This is a genomic window from Pseudomonas kitaguniensis (genome assembly GCF_049199985.1).
Taxonomy (GTDB): domain Bacteria; phylum Pseudomonadota; class Gammaproteobacteria; order Pseudomonadales; family Pseudomonadaceae; genus Aquipseudomonas; species Aquipseudomonas kitaguniensis.
Window position 1 is genome coordinate 412,055 of sequence record NZ_JBLZPT010000001.1, and the last position, 19,010, is coordinate 431,064.

Below are 19,010 nucleotides of genomic sequence, written 5' to 3' on the forward strand. Positions count from 1 at the left end.
GCTCCCGATGGCGGTGGGTCAGTCAACTGATACTTGGCTGACTCACCACCATCGGGAGCAAGCCCCCTCCCACATTGACCCAGTCATCTCCAGATCTCGAGGCTCCCCATGACCTGGCAACCCCACATCACCGTCGCCACCGTCGTCGAAGACAATGGCCGCTTCCTGATGGTCGAAGAGCTCAAGGGCGGCCGCGCGGTGCTCAACCAGCCCGCCGGCCACTTGGACCCGAATGAAACCCTGACCGAGGCCGCCGTGCGCGAGACCCTCGAAGAAACCGGCTGGGACGTCGAAGCCACCGCCATTCTCGGGATTTACCTGTACACCGCGCCGAGCAATGGCGTGACCTATCAACGGGTGTGTTTCATCGCCAAGGCCCTGAAACACCACCCTGACTATCAGTTGGACGAGGGCATCATCCGCGCCCGCTGGCTGACGCGGGACGAACTGATGGCGGTGCGCGACGACTGGCGCAGCGAGCTGATCATCCGCTGTATCGATGATTATCTGGCGGGTCAGCGCCACAGTCTCGAATTGATCCGCCCTTCTCTTTAGCCTTGCGGGCGCGAGCCTGCTAGAATCGCGTCCTTTTTAAAGACACCCGTTGAAACCTTATGCGTGATCCAGCCCCTTCTGACACACAAAAGAAGCGCGTCATCGTCGGCATGTCCGGCGGCGTGGATTCTTCCGTTTCCGCCGTTCTGCTCATGGAGCAGGGTTATGAGGTGGAAGGCCTGTTCATGAAGAACTGGGAAGAAGACGATGGAACGGAATATTGCACCGCGATGGACGACCTGGCGGACGCTCAGGCCGTTTGCGACAAGATCGGCATCAAGCTGCACACCGCCAACTTTGCCGCTGAGTACTGGGACAACGTGTTCGAGCACTTCCTGGCCGAATACAAAGCCGGTCGTACGCCGAACCCGGACATCCTGTGTAACCGCGAGATCAAGTTCAAGGCGTTCCTCGACTACGCCATGATTTTGGGCGCAGACCTGATCGCCACTGGCCACTACGTGCGCCGCCGCGACATTGAGGGCCGCACCGAACTGCTCAAGGGCCTGGACGCGAACAAAGACCAGAGCTACTTCCTGCACGCCGTCGGCGGCGAACAGATCGCCAAGACCCTGTTCCCGGTGGGCGAGCTGGAAAAACCCGAAGTGCGCAAGATTGCCGAGAAACACGGCCTGGCCACGGCCAAGAAAAAGGATTCCACCGGTATCTGCTTTATCGGCGAGCGCCGCTTCAGCGATTTCCTCAAGCAATACCTGCCGGCACAACCGGGCGAAATCAAAACCACCGAAGGCGAGGTCATCGGCCGCCATCATGGCCTGATGTACCACACCATCGGCCAGCGTCAGGGGCTGGGCATCGGCGGGCTGAAAGATGCCGGTGAAGAGCCGTGGTACGTGCTGGTCAAGGACCTGGAACACAACGAGCTGATCGTTGGCCAGGGCAATGAACACCCTTGGCTGTTCTCCGGCGCCCTGCTCGCTTCGGACATCTACTGGGTCAACCCGGTCGATCTGAGCACACCACGCCGGCTGACCGCCAAAGTGCGCTATCGCCAGAGCGATCAGCCGTGCACCCTGGAAAAAACCGCCAGTGGTTATCGCGCGACCTTTGATGACCCGCAACGCGCGGTCACGCCGGGCCAATCCGTGGTGTTCTACGACGGCGAAATTTGCCTGGGCGGTGGCGTGATTGAAGTCGCCGAGCCCTGGAGCCGTCAGGCATGAGCCCGACCCAAGAGCAACTGACCGCACTCGGCGGGGTGTTCCTTGCCGCCGTGCTGGTGGACAAGATCGCCAAGACCGGCCAGGTCACCGAGGCAGGCCTGACCTGCATGCTCGGCAGCCTGTTGATACGCGACCCCAAGGACACCCTTGAGGTGTACGGCGGTGATGACTTGGCGCTGCGTGAGGGTTACCGCGCGCTGATCGGTGCGCTGGAGCGCGACCCAAGCACGTTGCAGCGTGAGCCGCTGCGCTACGCCCTGTCGATGCTCGGCCTTGAGCGCCAACTGGCCAAGCGCGAGGACATGCTCGACACTATCGGCAAACGCCTGCCGCAGATTCAGTCGCAGGTTGAACACTTCGGGCCGGCTCACGAAAACGTGATCGCCGCCACCGGCGCGCTGTACCAGGACACATTGAGCACCTTGCGCCAGCGCATTCAGGTGCACGGCGACATGCGCAACCTGCAGCAACCAAACAACGCCTCTAAAATCCGCGCGCTGCTCCTGGCCGGTATTCGTTCGGCGCGGTTGTGGCGGCAGTTGGGCGGCCATCGTTGGCAGTTGGTGATCAGCCGGCGCAAATTGCTCAAAGAGCTTTACCCGTTGATGCGCAACGAATAAGTCGCAGCAACAGGCCATTTTCAAGCCGTTACGCGTAATACGCCGGTCAGTTGGCAACGGGCCGGCGGATTTTTTCATGTATGATACGCGCCCCATTTCGTTGCCCGACTGTCCGAGAACACCCCATGCAGCTCTCTTCGCTCACTGCGGTTTCCCCTGTTGACGGCCGCTACGCCGGCAAAACCCAGGCCCTGCGCCCTATTTTCAGCGAATACGGCCTGATCCGTGCTCGTGTTCTGGTGGAAGTGCGCTGGCTCCAGCGCCTCGCCGCGCATTCCGCCATCAGCGAAGTGCCGGCGTTTTCCGCCGAAGCCAACGCTGTATTGAACACCCTGGCGGAAAACTTCTCGCTGGAGCACGCCGAGCGTGTGAAAGAGATCGAGCGCACCACCAACCACGACGTCAAAGCCATCGAGTACCTGCTCAAAGAGCAAGCGGCCAAGTTGCCGGAACTGGCCCAGGTCAGCGAGTTCATCCACTTTGCCTGCACCAGCGAGGACATCAACAACCTGTCCCACGCGCTGATGCTGCGTGAAGGCCGTGATGACGTAATGCTGCCGCTGATGCGCCAGACCGCCGAAGCCATCCGCGAGCTGGCGATCCGTTTCGCCGACGTGCCGATGCTGTCGCGCACCCACGGCCAACCGGCCTCGCCGACCACGCTGGGCAAAGAGCTGGCGAACGTGGTGTACCGCCTGGAGCGCCAAATCGCTCAAGTCGCCGCTGTGCCGCTGCTGGGCAAAATCAACGGCGCCGTGGGCAACTACAACGCACACCTCTCGGCCTACCCGGAAATCGACTGGGAAGAAAACGCCCGCGCCTTCATCGAAGACGAGCTGGGGCTGGGCTTCAACCCGTACACCACGCAGATCGAACCGCACGATTACATTGCCGAGCTGTTCGACGCGATTGCGCGCTTCAACACCATCCTGATCGACTTCGACCGCGACATCTGGGGCTACATCTCGCTGGGCTACTTCAAGCAGCGCACGATTGCCGGTGAAATCGGTTCGTCGACCATGCCGCACAAGGTCAACCCGATTGACTTCGAAAACTCCGAAGGCAACCTCGGCATCGCCAACGCGCTGTTCCAGCACCTGGCCAGCAAATTGCCGATCTCGCGCTGGCAGCGCGACCTGACCGACTCCACCGTGCTGCGCAACCTCGGCGTGGGCTTCGCTCACAGCGTGATCGCGTACGAAGCCAGCCTCAAAGGCATCAGCAAGCTTGAGCTCAACGCGCAAAAAATCGCCGCTGACCTGGATGCGTGCTGGGAAGTATTGGCTGAGCCGATCCAGACCGTCATGCGCCGCTACAACATCGAAAACCCGTACGAAAAGCTCAAAGAGTTGACGCGCGGCAAGGGCATCAGCCCCGAAGCGTTGCAAACTTTCATTGATGGGCTGGACATGCCAGCTGCTGCCAAGGCCGAGCTGAAACTGCTCACCCCGGCCAACTACATCGGCAACGCGGTGGCCCAAGCCAAGCGCATCTGATTAGCGTAAGCCCTCTTGAGACGCCCGGCCGCGCCGGGCGTTTTTATTCCAGTCTGAAAAGTGCTTTCTTTCAATAGGTTACACATGAATCCTGACATCCCTCTTCAACTTCTGGGCGGCATCACGGCACGGGAATTCCTGCGCGATTACTGGCAGAAAAAACCGCTGCTGATCCGTCAGGCCATTACTGATTTCGAAAGCCCGATCGACGCCGACGAATTGGCCGGCCTGGCCCTGGAAGAAGAAGTCGAATCGCGCCTGGTGATCGAGCACGGCGAGCGGCCTTGGGAACTGCGCCGCGGCCCGTTCGCCGAAGACGCCTTCAGCACCTTGCCCGAGCGCGAGTGGACGCTGCTGGTGCAGGCGGTCGACCAGTTTGTGCCGGAAGTTGCCGAGTTGCTCGAACACTTCCGCTTCCTGCCAAGCTGGCGCATCGACGACGTGATGATCAGCTTCGCCGCCCCCGGTGGCAGCGTCGGCCCGCACTTCGACAACTACGACGTGTTCCTGCTGCAAGCGCAAGGCAAGCGCACCTGGAAAATCGGCCAGATGTGCAGCTCCGAAAGCCCGCTGCTGCAACACGCCGACCTGCGCATCCTCGCTGAATTCGAACAAAGCGAAGAATGGGTACTGGAACCGGGCGACATGCTTTACCTGCCGCCGCGCCTGGCACACTTCGGTATCGCCGAAGATGACTGCATGACCTACTCGGTGGGTTTCCGTGCACCGAGCGCCGCCGAAGTGCTGACGCATTTCACTGACTTCCTCAGCCAATACCTGACGGACGAAGAGCGTTACACCGACGCCGACGCCCAGCCGGTCAGCGACCCGCACCAGATTCAGGCCGATGCGCTTGGCCGCTTGAAAAGCCTGCTGGCCGAGCACATGAGCGACGAGCGCATGCTGCTGACCTGGTTCGGCCAGTTCATGACCGAGCCGCGCTACCCGGAACTGGTAGCGGGCGAAGAACTGGGCGAAGAAGACTTCATCAACAGCCTGGAAGGCGGCGCGATCCTGGTACGCAACCCAAGCGCGCGCATGGCCTGGTCGGAAGTCGACGACGACGTGTTGCTGTTCGCCAGCGGCCAGAGCCGTTATCTGCCGGGCAAACTGCGCGAGTTGTTGAAACTGGTGTGTTCGGCCGATGCACTGCACAGCGATAACCTCGGCGAATGGCTCAAAGACGAAGATGGCTGCAACCTGCTGTGCGAACTGGTCAAGCAGGGCAGCCTGGGATTTGCCGATGAATAAAATTCACGTACGTGTCGCGGACTGGCATAAGGACATCGCTGAGATTCGGCGCATTCGTGAAGCGGTATTTATCGCTGAACAATCGGTGCCACCGGAGCTGGAGTGGGATGCGGACGACGCCGACGCGGTGCATTTTCTTGCATTCGAAGGCGACTTTCCGATTGGTACCGCTCGCCTGCTGCCCAGCGGCGAAATCGGCCGCGTGTCGGTGCTCAAGGACTGGCGCGGGCTGAAGGTCGGCGACAAGCTGATGGAAACCGTGATGGGCATGGCCGAGAAACGCGGCCAGACCAAGCAGTTCCTCAGCGCGCAGGTCTACGCTGCGCCGTTTTATGAGCGGCTGGGCTTCAAGATCGTCAGCGATGAGTTTCTTGAAGTCGGGATTCCGCATGTAGATATGGTGCGTGGGGGCTGATCCAAGACCTTGGCGCGGCCATCGCAGGCAAGCCAGCTCCCACAGGGGAATGCATTTCAACTGTGGGAGGGGGCTTGCTCCCGATGGCTATTTCAGCGACACCCAAAATGCCCTGCCCTGTCAGGGCATTTTGCCGTCTAAGATTCAACTTGCGACCTGCCAGGCCGACAAACTGGCACTATCACGCCTAAATGACTCGCAGAGATAACGGCCATGTCCCTACGCACCCTGCTCACCGCCCTCCTCCTGACCGCCAGTTGCTCGGCACTCGCCGACACACAAGTGCTGGACTTGAGTAACCGCACCAGCGCCGACCTGCTGCCGGTCGCGCAGAACTTCATCGGCAAGGACGGCACCGTCAGCGCCTACGGCAACCAACTGATCGTGAATGCCGACCCCGGCAAAATCCAGGGCTTGCGCGCCCTGCTCTCACAGTTGGACACGCCCGCCAAGCGCCTGCTGATAACCGTCGACACCAACGAAAATAATCAGCAAAGCAGCGGCGACAGCCAGAACCGCATCATCAGCTACGGCACCACCAGCCGCGACGGCGGCGTGCAACAGATCCAGGCCAGCGAAGGCGTGCCCGCGCTGATCCAGGTCGGCCAAAGCGTGCCATTGACCACCACCCAGCCAGACGCGTACGGCCGCCCGCAAAACCAGACGCAGTATCGCAACGTTACTCAGGGTTTTTACGTCACCGCCAGCGTCACCGGCGAGACCGTACACTTGGCTATCAGTACTAACCGTGACCGCATGAGCCAGGAACGTCCCGATGTAGTGAACGTTCAAAGTACCGACACAACTGTCAGTGGCCGCTTGGGCGAATGGATCCCGCTGGCCGGCATCAACCGCGACACCCAAGCCGACAAAACCTCTACAACCCGCAGCTACTCTACTCAGGGGCGTGATGACCTGACATTGCGGGTCAAGGTCGACAGCGTGAACTGAAGCGCCAAAAACTGACCGCCGAGTCGTATAAGACTAAAGATGTAGTGCTTTAAAAAAAGCACTACAAAACATTTGACGATCCAAAAAAGCCTGTGCATGATGGCCTCGCTCCCGCCAATCAGGGGCCCTGGCAAGGGCTCTCGGATCGTCGCTCTAAACTACCCACCTGAGCCGATTCGTGTCTGTACCGCCCACAAGGTGTGTTTGACGTTGGTTGCGACTGGAACGAAGTTGTCCCGAGGGACGGAAGCTAACCAGGTAACCCGGCCACACACTGATGGATCGTACAGAGGCCCACGACGCCCGAAGACCGTCCGCAGTTCGCCCTTACCTGCTCAAAGCCGCCCCTTGAGCCTATCGTTCATCCCGTCGCCACCCCCGCCAAACCCGACTTGACCGCCCAAGCTTCTGGTCAGCGAGCCGCCATTGCCACGCACTGAATACGTGGCCGGCAAACGGAATTTTCAACCCAGTAGTTTTTTCCACAAAAGACGCGACGAGGTTTTTCCCCATGGCACTGACACGCGAACAGCAAATTGCAGCCCTAGAAAAAGACTGGGCTGAAAACCCACGCTGGAAAGGCGTGACCCGCGCTTATTCCGCTGCTGACGTCGTCCGCCTGCGTGGCTCGGTTCAACCTGAGCACACCTTTGCAAAACTCGGCGCCGATAAGCTGTGGAACCTGGTGACCCAGGGTGCCAAGCCTTCCTTCCGCCCCGATAAAGATTTCGTCAACTGCATGGGCGCCTTGACCGGCGGCCAGGCAGTGCAACAGGTAAAAGCCGGTATCCAGGCGATTTACCTGTCCGGCTGGCAAGTGGCGGCGGACAACAACTCCGCCGAGTCCATGTACCCCGACCAATCGCTGTACCCGGTGGACTCCGTACCTACGGTGGTCAAGCGCATCAACAACGCGTTCCGGCGTGCCGACCAGATCCAGTGGAAAGCCGGTAAAGGCCCGGGCGACGAAGGCTACATCGACTACTTCGCGCCAATCGTGGCCGACGCCGAAGCCGGTTTTGGTGGCGTATTGAACGCCTATGAACTGATGAAAAGCATGATCGAGGCCGGTGCTGCCGGCGTTCACTTTGAAGACCAACTGGCCTCGGTGAAAAAATGCGGTCACATGGGCGGCAAAGTGCTCGTGCCGACTCAGGAAGCGGTGCAGAAGCTGACCGCTGCTCGCCTGGCCGCTGACGTGGCCGGCACGCCGACCATCATTCTGGCGCGTACCGATGCCAACGCGGCTGACTTGCTGACATCGGACTGCGACCCGTACGACCAGTCGTTTGTGACCGGCGAACGCACCAAAGAAGGCTTCTATAAAGTACGCGCAGGTCTCGACCAGGCCATCTCCCGCGGCCTGGCCTATGCGCCGTACGCCGACCTGATCTGGTGCGAAACCGCCAAACCGGACCTCGACGAAGCGCGTCGTTTTGCCGAAGCGATCAAAAAGGAATACCCGGACCAACTGCTGTCCTACAACTGCTCGCCGTCTTTCAACTGGAAGAAGAACCTCGACGACGCGACTATTGCCAAGTTCCAGCGCGAACTCTCGGCGATGGGCTACAAGCACCAGTTCATCACCTTGGCCGGCATCCACAACATGTGGCACAGCATGTTCAACTTGGCGCACGACTACGCCCGCAACGACATGACCGCCTACGTGAAGCTGCAAGAGCAGGAATTCGCCGATTCGGCCAAGGGTTACACCTTTGTGGCGCACCAGCAGGAAGTGGGCACCGGCTACTTCGACGACATGACCACCGTGATTCAGGGCGGCAGCTCGTCCGTTACCGCACTGACCGGTTCGACCGAAGAAGAACAGTTTCACTGAGTAACGCTTGAATACCTGCGAGTACGCAGATGAGTAAACGGCCATTGCGGGCCCGTTAAAGAGCTAACCGCAGTGCCGAACGATCTGACGCCCCAACTGGTTTGGGGCGTTTTTTTTTGCAACAGTTTTATCAGGCAGGCTGCTAACCCCGTCAAACCACAGCAGGCCGTGCAGATGGGCCGCGTTGTTGACCCTGCCGCACGGGCGGTGGGTAACAACTAAACATGCCCTATTACAAAGAAACGGGCAAAATTGGCGCCTGATAAAATGGAGTGCAGGTATGAAGTTGCTCAAAGGCGTAATTCTGGGTGCTGTGCTGCTTGTTGTCAGCGCTGGCGCGCTGGGGCTTTTCTACATCCTCCCGCAACACGAGGTGGTGCTGATCACCGGAGGTGAGGTTAAACGGGTCGATCAGGATGGCGTGATCAATGCCGAGAACCCGGCGGACGGTCCGACTCGCGACGTTTACTTCATCAACACCGAACACCCGGATTCCAAAGATGTGATGGTGTATCGCAATGAGGACACCGGCTGGTCGTTCCCTTGGTACTTCAAGTTCGATTCTGCCGACATCCAGGCCAAGGCCCAGGGTTACTCGCGTAATGCCGAGCAATTGGCGCTCGTGCGGTACTACGGGTGGCGCATCAAGATACTCTCGGTGTTCCCGAACATCACCGACATTGAGGCCACCAACAGCCGCGAAGAACCCTTCCCTTGGTTCAATACGCTGTTCCTCGGCGTCATCGCGCTGGTGGTTATTGTTGCGGTGGTGTTGGTCAAACGTCGCCTGAAGCGGCGGCATCAGACCGTCGCACATTGAGCCAAGCATGAGTTTATAAAACGCGCACATGAAAAAGCCCCGCTCGAAAGACGGGGCTTTTTTTAACCCGATGGGTTAGCCGATGCTGACGCCGTGCGCTTCAGCCAGCGGCTTCAAGCCACCTGCAAAGCCTTGGCCGATCGCCTTGAACTTGAACTCTTCGCCGCTGCGATACAGCTCACCGAACACCATCGCGGTTTCGGTGGAAGCGTCTTCGCTCAGGTCAAAACGTGCCAGCTCTTTGCCGTCAGCCTTGTTGACGACACGAATGAAGCTGTTGGAAACCTGACCGAAGGTCTGTTTACGCGCTTCGGCATCGTGAATGGTCACCGCAAATACCAGCTTTTTCACCTGCGGGGCCAGCGAAGTGAGCTTTACAGTCACTTGCTCATCGTCGCCTTCGCCGGCACCGGAGCGGTTATCGCCCATGTGCTCGACGGAGCCGTCAGCCGATTTTTTGTTGTTGTAGAAAATGAAGCTGTTGTCGTCGAGCACTTTGCCGTTTTCACCCACGATGAACACCGAGGCGTCGAGGTCAAACTCGGTGCCGTCGGTAACACGTGGGTCCCAGCCCAGGCCTACGACTACTTCAGTCAGCCCTGGAGCTTCTTTGGACAGTGAGACGTTGCCGCCTTTGGAAAGACTTACAGCCATGATCAGTTTCCTTGTTCTGGACGTAGGGGTTAGAAGTTCATGCCATACGAGTTGGCCAATGCCTTGAGGCCGCCGGCAAAACCCGAACCCACGGCACGGAATTTCCACTCGCCGTTGTTACGGTACAGTTCGGCGAAGATCATCGCGGTTTCGGTCGACGCATCTTCTGCGAGGTCGTAACGAACAATTTCAGCGCCGCTGACTTCGTTGACGACACGGATGAACGAACCACCCACTTGGCCGAAATTCTGCTTGCGTGCGTCAGCATCGTGAATGGTCACGGTGAAGGCGACGCGGTCGATGTCCGCAGGCACACGGCTCAGGTCGATTTTCAGCACTTCATCATCGCCATCGCCGGCACCGGTGCGGTTGTCGCCGGTGTGCTCGATGGAACCGTCAGCGCTTTTGAGCTGGTTGTAGAAAATAAAGTCGGCATCGCCACGCACTTTGCCGTTGGCACCCAGCAGGAACGCGCTGGCGTCCAAGTCAAACTCAGTACCGTCAGTCGCGCGAGGATCCCAGCCCAGACCGATAAGGATCTTGGTCAGTGTCGGGTCGGTCTTCGAAAGAGACAGGTTGCCGCCTTTTTGAAGGGTCAGTGCCATGAGTACAACTCCTTGTGAGTCACTATTTGAGGTTACGATTTATCGGTTTCGGCTTCTTCTTTTTGAGGGAAGAGCACGCTGGCAAAAATACCGATGGCCAGAACAACCATAACGATGATCAAACTGGTGTTCGGATCAATGTTGTAGCCGTGATGGAAGATATGGTCGGTCGCATTCAAGCCAAGTTTTACGGCAATGAAGAACAGCAGTGCGATGACGGCTTTTTCCAGGTGGACCAGATAGCGTTTCAAGGCTTCCAGCACAAAGTACATGGTCCGCAGACCCAGAATCGCGAAGAGCATTGCCGAGAACACGATCAATGGCTCGCGGCTGACTGCGATCACGGCCGGAACAGAGTCAAACGCAAACAGCACGTCGGAAACTTCCATCACCACCAGGCAGAGGAACAGCGGGGTCGCGAACAAACCACCTTTGGCGGCCAGCGACATGCCTGCGTTTTCTGGCTTGGTCAGCTCGGCTTCCAGGGTCTTGCGACGCACGAAGAAGTCATGGCCGTGCAATTTCGGCCACACCGGGAACAGTTTCTTGGCGAAACGGTAGGCCATGTGTTGGGAGTAATCTTCTTCTTCCTCGTCGTCGCCACCGCTTCTAAGCATCATCACAGCGGTCCAGGCAACCACCAACGCAAACACCACTTCGACCCAAGGCCCCAGTGCCAACAGGCCGGTACCAATGGCAACGAAGATCAGGCGGAATACGATGGCGCCGATGATGCCCCAGTACAGCACGCGGTGACGCAGGCCATTAGGCACCTTGAACCAGGCGAAGATCGCCATGAACACGAACAGGTTGTCCACGCTCAGCACTTTTTCAAGGGCGTAACCGGTGATGAACAGCGTCGCAACTTCAGAACCGTGCTCGACGTACAGGAACCCTGCAAAGCCGAACGAGATGAGGATCCAGAACACCGACCAGGCCGAGGCACGCGCCAGGCTGATGGGCTGGTCACCACGGTGGGTAAACATGTCGAGAACCATTGCACCAATCGCCAGTGCTACAAACACGGCGATGGTCAGCGGGGGGAAACCCAGGTGGCTAACTTCCACAGTAATGTTCCTTAGAGTTCAAAGTCAGCTGGGGGAAGGCCCAGCTCGAGACAAATCAAACGGCAAACGGCTTTTTCTTTGTCGTCGAAATTACCGTCCGACGCGCCAATGGCGCAGGCGACACGCACGAGCAAACGCCCGGCGCCGTCCTTGCCTTTAATTTTGTTGATGTTTTTCAGGGCTTCGGCCTGACCGATCTGAAAGTCGAACTCGAACTTGGCACACGCGTCATTGAACACGTTGATGACGTCGGTCAAGTTGAACACTTTCAGTTCGGGCGAGTTGCTGATGAAACCTGCCATCTTGGTTTTTTCGGCCGAAGAGACTTCACCATCGGCCGCTGCGACCATTGCACAACTGTTGGCGACGGCCTCCATGAACTCTCTGCTTTTGAACTTGGCCACCTCGGTGGTCAATTTCTCGCGGGCCAGCGCCGCATTCGTTTTCAGCCATGACAACATGTCGTTCACCTCAAGGGCGGGCCGGTGTGGCCCGCCATATTCAACCGCACGTTTAAAATAGGTTTATTTGGAACCTGCCGCCCAGCGCATGCCCCAGCCGTAGGCCTTGTCCATCGGTGAATGGCCTTTGTGGAAGTCGACACGTCGGCTGACCTTGACGCTGCCACCGACGTTTTCCAGCAAAGCAATTGCACACATGCCCAAGCGACCGCCCTCTTCATTCAAGCGAACTTCAATCGGCGGCTGACCGGGAATGTGGATGGTCACAACGCCATCGGTCTCGCGCCAGTTCGGCGCGCCTTCGTAAATGAAGGCGAATACCAGTACCCGGCGAATTTCACCCCAGTGTTTACCGTTGATATGCAGCCATTCGCCATCGCTGACGGCACCGGTACGGTCGTCACCTTTGAGTTGAATGTAAGGGTCGTAATCCAGTTCGCCAAAGCAGTTGCCCAGCGCCTGCACGACGCCCTTGGAGCCGTCCTGCAACTCGTAAAGGCAGCCGACATCCAGGTCGATCGAGGTGTTGCGCGAGAAGAAACCGCCGCCGCCTTTGCCTTTGTTCCAGTTCAGGTTGACTTTGATTTCGCCAAAGCCCTCTGACGTTTTTTCCAGGCTGATCGACGAGCGAGTCTTGTCGAGGGTGATTTTGCTCAGGCTGACCGAAGATTTCGGCGCCACTACAGGTGCGGGCACAGGCGCTGCTACCGGTGCAGGCGTTGCGACCGGTGCAGGCGCCGCCACTTCAACACCAAAGTGCTTGGCCAGCGGCTCCAGGCCACCGGCAAACCCTTGGGCCACACAGCGGAATTTCCACTCGCCCTGGCGACGATAAAACTCGCCGAGGATCAGCGCGGTTTCCTGCATGCCAGCGGTGGGTATCTGCGCCTCGATGCCGCCGGTGATGGTCAGCGCAAGCTGAGACACACGCTCGAAACGGGCCTTGTTCTCGTAAATGGTCGCGGTCAACGCGACTTTTTCCACCACCGCCTCAAGGCGTGACAGGTCAAGCGTGAACACCGCACGGCCCGCCGAGGACTCGGTCATTTGCACCGCACCGGCGAGTACATTGGTCTGCCCGTAGAAACACATGTCGGTGTCGCCACGCACTTTACCGGAAGCCCCCAGCACAAACGCCGACACGTCGATGTCAGCGTCGGCAATCGCCGAGTAGCTGATTGTGACCTGCACCTGAGCGCTGGTGACGGGCGCGTTTGCACCTGGCCCCAGGGTCGTCATGAGCGCACGGCCTGAACGGCGAGGTTGACCAGGTCATCAGCGGTACGCCCCTTGGTCACCTGACCGATCGCCTTGAACTCCCAGCCGTCATTGCCGCGCACCAGGCTCGCCATGACCACACCGGTGTGGCTGCCCTTTTCGGAAAGATTGAATCGCGCCAGTTCGGTTTTAGTGCTCGAATTGACGATGCGGCAATAGGCGTTGGCAATTTTTTCGAAGTTTTGCCCGGTGAAACTGTTCACCGTAAACACCAGCGATTTAACCGTGGCCGGCAGGCGTTGCAGGTCAACGTTGATGGTTTCGTCGTCGCCATCGCCTTCGCCGGTGCGGTTGTCGCCGGAGTGCTTGATCGAACCGTCGCGCGATTCCAATTGGCGAAACCACACCAGGTCGATCGGTTGCAGATCTGCATCAAACAGGATGCAGGAAGCGTCCAGGTCGATTTCACCGCTGTTGCCCATCAATCGCCCCAGGAACCCGGCTTTCTCCGGGTCCCAGCCCAAGCCAAGGCTGATCTTGGTCAGGCCACCACCGCCCGCGGTTTTTTCCAGCGAGATTGTTTGGTTTTTAGTCAGAGTCAGGGCCATTGGTACACTCCTTGTTGATCGTGGTTTTCGGGTAGGACCGACACGCGCAGTTGCGCGGTCATCCGGCCGCCTCAGCGAGGCGAATCGATTGATCGGTATGGCTGGTCTCGGCGTGCCGGACACCGTGCCACTTGGCACGCTCGAGAATATTGGTTGCCCACTTAAGGTGGGTCGCTGGTTCGCACATTGCGTCATTGTGTTTGAAAACAGCGGGCGCAATCTCATTCAGCATTAATTTGGCACAATTTAAATCCTCAAGACTGACGCGCAAGCTGTCCTGAATGGCGTTGATCTGGCTTGGATGAATCGCGGTTTTACCCACCAGACCGTGGGCAATATCCAGGCCCAACTCTTCCAGCAACAGGTGCGGTGTTGCCAACTGCTCGAATACCGGTGCAGTCAGTGCAAACCCCTGCGAACCCATGACGCCGGCCAGCATCGGGATCACATACCCCATGGGCGTGTTGTACAGCGTCATGGCCGGGTTACGCCGTAAACCCAGGCAACCGAGCAAGTCATTGCCGCCGATGCGCAGCGCGAGGATGCGCGAAAACAGGTTCTGGTGCAGCGCCTGGCCCAGTTCGACCATCGCCTGAGGGTTGAAGACTTCGCGGGTTTCCAGGGTCGGCATCAACAGAATCTGCGGGTTGGTAACCGCCGACTCCCAGGCACGCAGGTTGGACAGGCTCAATTTGGGCACGACAAAACCGTCGACATGCGCCATCAGCGGCCAGTCGTTCAGCACGGCGGCCATCTGCGAGTCACGCGGTCGCACGAACAGCATCGGGCCGTCTTCCGCCCGCCCGCCCTGCTGCTCGATGGCGCTCAGTAAGCGGTGCAGGTTGCGCAACGCGGTGTCGACATCGATTTCAGCCACCGCGTCCTCAAGGCACACCACCATCGAGCGCAGTTGCGGCAGTTTTTTACCCAACACCACGTCGAGGATGTCCTCGCGGGTGGCGGGCATGTAGAGCGTGGCGCCGAGGGCGTAGGGCGATATTTCAGGCATCAGCTCAAACTCCGGATGACCGTCACTGCACGGTAAGGGCCAAGCGCTGCGCCCACCGCCTCAACCGTCACGCCTGCGCGTTCGGTCAAGTGCATCAGCAACTGCACGTCCGGGTCACTCAGGTCGCGCACCAGTACGTGGTCCGGCACACGGCGCAATACGGCCCGTGTGGCCTCGGCGATACCGGGCTTAACCCGGTTCAAATTGGTAATCTCAAAACGCGCGGCAATCACCTCGATCACCTGCAGGGCCGCCGCCTGCAACTCAGCGCGTTGTGCCGGCGTCCATGGCGTGGCCGCGGCTACCGCCGGCAAGGCCTGGCGGATGGCGTCGATCTGGCTGACAAAATCGCGGGTTACGTCGTGTTCCTGCAGGTGGTCGTAGACCACGCAACCATGCAACCCGCCCTCGGCAGGCCAGATGGAACGAGAGACCAAACCAGACACCGTGGCGCCAAGAATGCCCGACGGAATAACCCAGTCTTCGGCCGACGCCGCCAGCCAGGCGCGCCCGCACGGGTCCGCCAGTACGACCAAACGCGGCTGCTCGGGAAACCGCGCGTCGCCCTTGAGGCTGCGCTGGATCTCGCCGGCGATGGCGCCCTTGCCGGTCCAGCCGTCCACAAACACAATATTTTCGGCACCGTGGGCAGCGATGACCGCCTGCAGCGCAATCATGTCGATGCCGCGATCACGCACGATACTGATGCCGTAATGATGGGCATCACGCCCCAGGTCAACCAACGCACGGCGCAACAGCACACCGAGCGGCAAGCCCGCACGCACAAAAGACACCAGCGCAATCGAAGGGCCGCTGCAGGCCTGGTCCAAAGCAAGCGCCAGGCACTGAACGTCGCGGGCCATTCTGGCCGCGTTCTGCTGCATGGCTTGCGCGTAAAGGGTTTTGTGAACCTGGGTAGGTGCCGACTCCTGGCTGATCATCTCCGAGTAATGTTTTTGTCGGGTCTGGATCAGGCGCTCTTTCTCATGCACCTCCGTCACTTCGATCTCGACGGGTTGCAACAGAAAAAGTACGTCGTCGGCCTGGTAGCTACCGCTACCGACGGTGTTCAAATGGGCGAAGGCTTCACGCATGGATCATCGCCTCCACCACTTTAGCCAACTGGCTATGGGCCGGGGTCGCCCAAAAGTTGCACTCATTCATAAAGCCAAGGTCGGTGACACTGTCGCCAAAGCCCAACACCGGGCGTTCGCCATTAACGTCGCGGTCTCGACGCAGTAGCGCCTGCACCGCGTGGCGCTTGGCCAGGCCGTCGGGCAGAAACGCCAGGTTGTTGCCGTTGCCATGAATATGAAAACCTTCCAACAGGCCCCGCGCCTGAACTTCTGCGAGTACTTTTTGCAGCACCGAGTCGTCAGACTCGTTGTGCTTGGTCACCACATAGTTGAGCAAGCCCTGCTCTTCGACCACCCAACCACGCAGCGAAACACCGAGCTCTTCGCCGATGGCCAAGGTGGCTGCGCTGAGCGCGGGCAGACGCGCCTGGTAGGCGGCGAGCACGTCGGTCATCTGCGCGTGCCAAGCGGGATCCAGCGTGCCGTCGGGCTGCAGAATCACGCCGCCGTGGGAACACACCGCGCCCGCCACAAACGGCAGTTTCACGCGGCTGTAGGCTTCAACGCTGCGCGCGGTCACCGGCACGACATCGGCCGACGCCAGCAGCCATTCCACGAAGGTTTTTTGCACCGCACTCATGTAGCCGTTGGGTTGCCCGTCGACATCCACCGTCGCCGTATGCCGGGCGCTGCCTTCAGGCATTTTGCGCGCGGTCTGGAACAAGGTGTCATCCAGATCGATGAGTATCAGGGGGCGCTTACTGCTCATCGACGATGACCTCTGCGTGCAATGCATCTATTAACGTGTGCGCAACCGCTTCGGCAGGTGTTTCGCTACAGATCAACACCCGCTCGAACTGGCCTGGCCGCACGTTGTAAAGAAAATTGGGAATACCCAGGCCATAGTTGTCGGAAAACGACAGTGCGTGGCCGATCTCGTGGCCCAAGGCGATTGGCGAGCGCGTGGTGGAGCTGAAATGCACGTCTGCCCCGGCCCGCTCCAGGCGCTCGGCCAACAGGAACGGGCGCCACACGAACTCGCCAGTGCCGACCACCAGAATCCGCTCGCCCGGCTTGACCTGAATATCCGGCGCAAGCGTGTCAGCCACATGACGCACGCCCAAACGGCCCCAGTCGTTACGCGGATCAATCGGCCAGTCGCCGACCGCAACGGCCGCCACATCGGGCATGTGCGGCAGCGGTGCATTCACGTCTTCAAGGAAGCGGTAGCTGCCCTGCAGCAGCGACACCTCGTCGGCCGTCTCGCCAAGCACCTTGCGCACGGCGCCTTGCGACCAATCGGTGAGCACGCACGTGACCACCCGTTCTACCTTGCTCAGCCCGGCGTCTATCAGCGCGCGGTGCAGGTTGATGAACGTCTTGCCGGTTGACGCTTCATCGTCCACCAGCACCAGCGAGCGCGCGTGTTGCATCATTTCGCGGACAGCCGGGTCGGTTGGCTGATGAATCAGGTGCGCACTGGCGTGGCTGTGTTCTTCTTCAAAACGCGCAAACATCTCGGTGCCCACCGGGTGCCGCGTGCTCACCAGATACACCGTGTCACTGCGGGTTTGGCTATACACCCGGTGCACGCCGGCGCCGAGGCCCACAGCGGTTTCGGCCATGCCGATCACCAGCACCGGCCCGGGCAAGTCTGCGGGGATCTTGGCCGCAAGGCTTGCGTAGCTCGCCTGCATGGCCGAGGGGCGCACAGGAATATGCTTGCCCAACACCCGCGAGACAAACAGGAACGCGCGCTTGGGATTACGCCGCTCGGCGAACCCGAATAATGACTCGGGTGCGAAGGTGGATGGGTCTACATCAACTTCCATCAACCCGCGCGCAAGCTGCGCGCTGAGTCGATGGGCGGAGGGTTTGATGACTACAGATTCCATGTACGATTTTCCTAAAAGAGGCGGTTAAGTGAGCGCAACGCCTCTCACTACTTCTTCAAACTGGGTGCCTCTACGGATTTCTGGCTTCGATCCGCCAGAGCGAGGATTGAGCTTCACGGGCCATGTCCGAGGTCGAATACGTTCGACCCGCTGGTGATTTGGCCGGGGTAACGTGGCAGCCATCAAGGAAGGCCAACAGCAGGCCCGCCTTGACCGCAAAATTCATGTTTTGCGCGTCCGGCAAGGTCGACGTGACCATCGCGATAACCCCGCCGCTACTGTCAAACAACGGGCTGCCACTTGAACCTGGCTGAATGGCGGCGGTGAATTGCAGCAAACTGGCGTCGTTGTGTAACCCGAACAAACTTGACACACCGCCCTGGGTTACGTGAACACCGCCACCGGCGAGGCCCGCCATGGGAAACCCCAAGGCAATCACTGATTCGCCCAACGCGCATCCCGCGCCGTCCTTGAAGCGCACTGGCGACAGCGGCGGGCACTCTTGAATACGTAACAGGGCAATATCGTTGCGTTGATCAACCACCACCACTTCAGCGCGGTAGCGGCCGGCAAAAGAGGCGATGTGCAGTTCCTGCATGCCTTCGATGACATGCGCGCAGGTCAAGACGTGACTGGGTGAAACGGCAAAACCGGTGCCCGTGGCAGAATCCCGGTTTCTTGCAGAATCACTTGAATGCGGGCGACGATCAGGGTGTGCGTCGTTGATGCTGATGCCCATGCGCCGGCCCATAGCAGCCAGACCGTAGGCCGAACCTTCGGCGAGCGCGCGGAACTTCCACTGATCGTTACGTTTATAAAACTCCCCGATGACAATGGCCGATTCGCCGTTGTTGCGCAAATCCAGGTGCAGTTCGACGTGGTTGTCGACCTGTAGCTGCAATGACTTGAGTTCGCTGACGGGGGCTGCTGCGGCAAACGTATACACCACCAGCAACAGCCCTTCACTGCCGCCAGGCAGCGCCGACAAATCCAGGGAGCAGCCAACGCAGGCTGGGTCGCCGCTCCACTCCATCCACTTCTGAGTGATTTGGAACAGCGCAGCATCGCCCGTCGGCAGACGCTTGTCGGTGACCGGGATTAACGCAACGGCAGCGTATTCACCGAAGGCGCTGGCGTGCCCGGATTTGAGTGTCCATACAGTGTTTACACCTGAAATAGCGGTGTTTGCTCCGGGTGTAAGCACCTTCATCCTAACCTTCCCTGTTCGATGTGGCGGCGATTATGCCAATACATCCACAATCATTCACCCTTTGCATAGCACCGTCAT

At 59.4% G+C, this 19,010-nt stretch carries 20 protein-coding genes; 9 read left to right on the forward strand and 11 right to left on the reverse strand.

The window, feature by feature from the left end; genetic code table 11:
* Nucleotides 1–108: 108 nt before the first annotated feature.
* From ACOZK9_RS02040 to ACOZK9_RS02080, 9 genes are all read left to right on the forward strand, one after another.
* Complete coding sequence (locus tag ACOZK9_RS02040; protein WP_058415496.1) at nucleotides 109–555, forward strand: NUDIX hydrolase; 447 nt, start codon at nucleotides 109–111, stop codon at nucleotides 553–555.
* Nucleotides 556–614: 59 nt separating this feature from the next.
* The gene (gene mnmA, locus ACOZK9_RS02045; RefSeq protein ID WP_058415497.1) at nucleotides 615–1,739 is read left to right on the forward strand and encodes a tRNA 2-thiouridine(34) synthase MnmA; all 1,125 of its coding nucleotides are present in this window, start codon (nucleotides 615–617) and stop codon (nucleotides 1,737–1,739) included.
* On the forward strand, nucleotides 1,736–2,359 hold the full coding sequence (hflD, locus tag ACOZK9_RS02050) for a high frequency lysogenization protein HflD (RefSeq protein WP_058415498.1): 624 nt from the start codon (nucleotides 1,736–1,738) through the stop codon (nucleotides 2,357–2,359). The genes mnmA and hflD overlap by 4 nt, the downstream gene beginning before the upstream one ends.
* Nucleotides 2,360–2,484: 125 nt before the next feature.
* Nucleotides 2,485–3,855 carry an adenylosuccinate lyase gene (gene purB, locus ACOZK9_RS02055; protein WP_058415499.1) on the forward strand — a complete coding sequence of 457 codons (1,371 nt, stop codon included), beginning with the start codon at nucleotides 2,485–2,487 and terminating at the stop codon, nucleotides 3,853–3,855.
* Nucleotides 3,856–3,939: 84 nt separating this feature from the next.
* Nucleotides 3,940–5,106 (forward strand): ribosomal protein uL16 3-hydroxylase, encoded by a 1,167-nt coding sequence (locus ACOZK9_RS02060; protein ID WP_058415500.1) that lies wholly within the window; start codon nucleotides 3,940–3,942, stop codon nucleotides 5,104–5,106.
* On the forward strand, nucleotides 5,099–5,521 hold the full coding sequence (locus ACOZK9_RS02065) for a GNAT family N-acetyltransferase (protein ID WP_058415501.1): 423 nt from the start codon (nucleotides 5,099–5,101) through the stop codon (nucleotides 5,519–5,521). Before ACOZK9_RS02060 ends, ACOZK9_RS02065 begins: the two co-directional genes overlap by 8 nt.
* Before the next feature lie 213 nt (nucleotides 5,522–5,734).
* Nucleotides 5,735–6,472 (forward strand): secretin N-terminal domain-containing protein, encoded by a 738-nt coding sequence (locus tag ACOZK9_RS02070; RefSeq protein ID WP_421555173.1) that lies wholly within the window; start codon nucleotides 5,735–5,737, stop codon nucleotides 6,470–6,472.
* Between the two features lie 511 nt (nucleotides 6,473–6,983).
* Nucleotides 6,984–8,309, forward strand: a complete 1,326-nt coding sequence (gene aceA / locus ACOZK9_RS02075) for an isocitrate lyase (RefSeq protein ID WP_058415503.1) — start codon at nucleotides 6,984–6,986, stop codon at nucleotides 8,307–8,309.
* A 280-nt stretch (nucleotides 8,310–8,589) separates the two neighbouring features.
* On the forward strand, nucleotides 8,590–9,129 hold the full coding sequence (locus ACOZK9_RS02080) for a DUF1523 family protein (protein ID WP_058415504.1): 540 nt from the start codon (nucleotides 8,590–8,592) through the stop codon (nucleotides 9,127–9,129).
* A 75-nt stretch (nucleotides 9,130–9,204) separates the two neighbouring features.
* Here ACOZK9_RS02080 and ACOZK9_RS02085 read toward each other — a convergent pair whose 3' ends face one another.
* The 11 genes from ACOZK9_RS02085 to ACOZK9_RS02135 all read right to left on the reverse strand — a co-directional run bounded on the left by ACOZK9_RS02085 (nucleotide 9,205) and on the right by ACOZK9_RS02135 (nucleotide 18,932).
* A complete protein-coding gene (locus tag ACOZK9_RS02085) occupies nucleotides 9,205–9,783 on the reverse strand; it encodes a TerD family protein (RefSeq protein WP_058415505.1) in 579 nt (192 codons plus the stop codon).
* A gap of 29 nt (nucleotides 9,784–9,812) precedes the next feature.
* Entirely contained in the window at nucleotides 9,813–10,388 is a 576-nt protein-coding gene (locus ACOZK9_RS02090) for a TerD family protein (protein ID WP_058415506.1), read from the reverse strand.
* Nucleotides 10,389–10,420: 32 nt separating this feature from the next.
* Nucleotides 10,421–11,455: a TerC/Alx family metal homeostasis membrane protein gene (locus ACOZK9_RS02095; protein ID WP_099239558.1), complete on the reverse strand. Its 1,035-nt coding sequence runs from the start codon at nucleotides 11,453–11,455 to the stop codon at nucleotides 10,421–10,423.
* Nucleotides 11,456–11,466: 11 nt separating this feature from the next.
* Nucleotides 11,467–11,916 (reverse strand): tellurite resistance TerB family protein, encoded by a 450-nt coding sequence (locus tag ACOZK9_RS02100; RefSeq protein WP_421555174.1) that lies wholly within the window; start codon nucleotides 11,914–11,916, stop codon nucleotides 11,467–11,469.
* A 63-nt stretch (nucleotides 11,917–11,979) separates the two neighbouring features.
* The gene (locus tag ACOZK9_RS02105; RefSeq protein ID WP_421555175.1) at nucleotides 11,980–13,155 is read right to left on the reverse strand and encodes a TerD family protein; all 1,176 of its coding nucleotides are present in this window, start codon (nucleotides 13,153–13,155) and stop codon (nucleotides 11,980–11,982) included.
* On the reverse strand, nucleotides 13,152–13,742 hold the full coding sequence (locus ACOZK9_RS02110; RefSeq protein ID WP_058415510.1) for a TerD family protein: 591 nt from the start codon (nucleotides 13,740–13,742) through the stop codon (nucleotides 13,152–13,154). The genes ACOZK9_RS02105 and ACOZK9_RS02110 overlap by 4 nt, the downstream gene beginning before the upstream one ends.
* A gap of 58 nt (nucleotides 13,743–13,800) precedes the next feature.
* Nucleotides 13,801–14,751, reverse strand: a complete 951-nt coding sequence (locus ACOZK9_RS02115) for an HpcH/HpaI aldolase/citrate lyase family protein (RefSeq protein ID WP_421555176.1) — start codon at nucleotides 14,749–14,751, stop codon at nucleotides 13,801–13,803.
* Nucleotides 14,751–15,845 carry a cysteine protease StiP family protein gene (locus ACOZK9_RS02120; RefSeq protein ID WP_421555177.1) on the reverse strand — a complete coding sequence of 365 codons (1,095 nt, stop codon included), beginning with the start codon at nucleotides 15,843–15,845 and terminating at the stop codon, nucleotides 14,751–14,753. The genes ACOZK9_RS02115 and ACOZK9_RS02120 overlap by 1 nt, the downstream gene beginning before the upstream one ends.
* Complete coding sequence (locus ACOZK9_RS02125) at nucleotides 15,838–16,596, reverse strand: HAD family hydrolase (protein WP_421555178.1); 759 nt, start codon at nucleotides 16,594–16,596, stop codon at nucleotides 15,838–15,840. Before ACOZK9_RS02125 ends, ACOZK9_RS02120 begins: the two co-directional genes overlap by 8 nt.
* Nucleotides 16,586–17,722 carry a phosphoribosyltransferase domain-containing protein gene (locus ACOZK9_RS02130; protein WP_421555179.1) on the reverse strand — a complete coding sequence of 379 codons (1,137 nt, stop codon included), beginning with the start codon at nucleotides 17,720–17,722 and terminating at the stop codon, nucleotides 16,586–16,588. The genes ACOZK9_RS02125 and ACOZK9_RS02130 overlap by 11 nt, the downstream gene beginning before the upstream one ends.
* Nucleotides 17,723–17,792: 70 nt before the next feature.
* Entirely contained in the window at nucleotides 17,793–18,932 is a 1,140-nt protein-coding gene (locus ACOZK9_RS02135) for a trypsin-like peptidase domain-containing protein (RefSeq protein ID WP_421555180.1), read from the reverse strand.
* Nucleotides 18,933–19,010 lie beyond the last annotated feature (78 nt).